The 1466-nt window shown below is 32.5% G+C and carries 1 protein-coding gene; it reads right to left on the reverse strand.

The features are described 5' to 3' along the window. Positions 1 to 294: 294 nt before the first annotated feature. A complete protein-coding gene (rhuM, locus tag D1164_RS23560) occupies positions 295 to 1296 on the reverse strand; it encodes a virulence protein RhuM/Fic/DOC family protein (protein ID WP_119352354.1) in 1002 nt (333 codons plus the stop codon). Between the last annotated feature and the right edge of the window lie 170 nt (positions 1297 to 1466).

A 1466-nucleotide genomic window follows, 5' to 3' on the forward strand; every position in this document is an offset into this window, starting at 1 on the left:
CATCCTGAGCATGTCGCTTTTCGACAAAACACCGATCAGGGAACTCTTCAAAAGGGTGGTGCAAATGGATGATATGCCTGAAAATGGTCATGGCCAATTGTGCTTTAATTTTTAGTGGACACTAATGGTTTATCATTATTTATTATTTGCAGATTGCTCTCATATAACCGCTAACGGTCACTTGTATGTAGTCGCGCGGGATTTCCAACAGAAATCTTGTCAGACCCGCAGAAAAGTGGGCAAAAGGTCTGACTTGTCAGACCGCTAAAACACCCGCCTGCCATATACAATTTGTTAACGTGCGTTATTTTTCTTATTTATCAGGTTTACAATAATTTTTGTAATTGTGTCTTTTTCTTCCGTTTTGCTAACAGCAATCATTAAAGTCAACGCAACCAAAGCATTGTCTGCAATTCTTTTTTCTCCATTTTCGTCATAAAGAATTCCGTTTCGTTCCAGGAAGTAAAGAAAAAGGAATGCGGCAATTCTTTTATTTCCATCTGAAAATGAATGATTTTTTGTTACCAGATAAAGTAGGTTTGCAGCTTTTTCTTCAATGCTTGGATATAAATCTTTTCCGTCGAATGTTTGGTAAATTGTTGAAACCGAACTTTTAAAGGAATTGTCTTTTTCACGGCCAAACAATTCACTATTTCCATATTTCTGTTTTACCAGTCGAATTTGTTTAATCGCTTCGTCGTAAGTAAGTTGATATCTTTCTTTTCCTGAAGTTTCTTCGATTTTTAAAGTTTGGTAATCATACTGGTCTAAAATGTCCAAGGCAAAAGCATAATCAGAAATTATTTTAAGTAAACCGATACTTTCTCCACTTGATAATTCTTTTTGGTTTACAATATTTCCTAAAATTTTTACTGATTCCTTTAATTCCCGTAATTGCTCATTTTGTTTGGACAAACGTTTTTCATTTATTGAAAATCCTTTTATTAAAAAGTCTTTTAAAATTTTGTTTGCCCAGATTCTAAACTCGGTTCCTCTTTTTGAATTAACTCGGTATCCAACTGCAATAATTACATCAAGATTGTAATATTTAATTTTACGTTTTATTTCCCGTTCACCTTCTTTTTGAACTTGTGCAATTTTTGCACAAGTTGACTTTTCCTCAAGTTCCTCAGTTTTATAAATATTCGAAATATGTCGGTTTATCGAAGTCCTGTTTGTTTCAAATAAAGATTCAAGTTGATATTGATTTAACCAGACTGTTTCATTATCAAGCTGAACCTCAATTTCAGTCTTACCATCTTTGGAAGTAAATATTTGAATTTCGGAATAATTCATTTTCGTTTTTTCTCAAATATAGCCAATCTTTAAGTGACTTTTTTGTCTAGTCCTAGAATACGGCTACAGGTTAAACATTATATTAAGCTACATTATTAAACACCATATTTGGTGTTTTGTACCTTAAAGATACATGAAGCCTTTTATTATTATAAATTTTAATTGCGCTT

This window comes from Mariniphaga sediminis (assembly GCF_003573545.1).
Lineage (GTDB): Bacteria > Bacteroidota > Bacteroidia > Bacteroidales > Prolixibacteraceae > Mariniphaga > Mariniphaga sediminis.

Coding starts and splice junctions, on each gene's coding strand:
- rhuM (WP_119352354.1), bottom strand. CDS start 1,296: ATGAATTATTCCGAAATTCAAATATTTACTTCCAAAGATGGTAAGACT.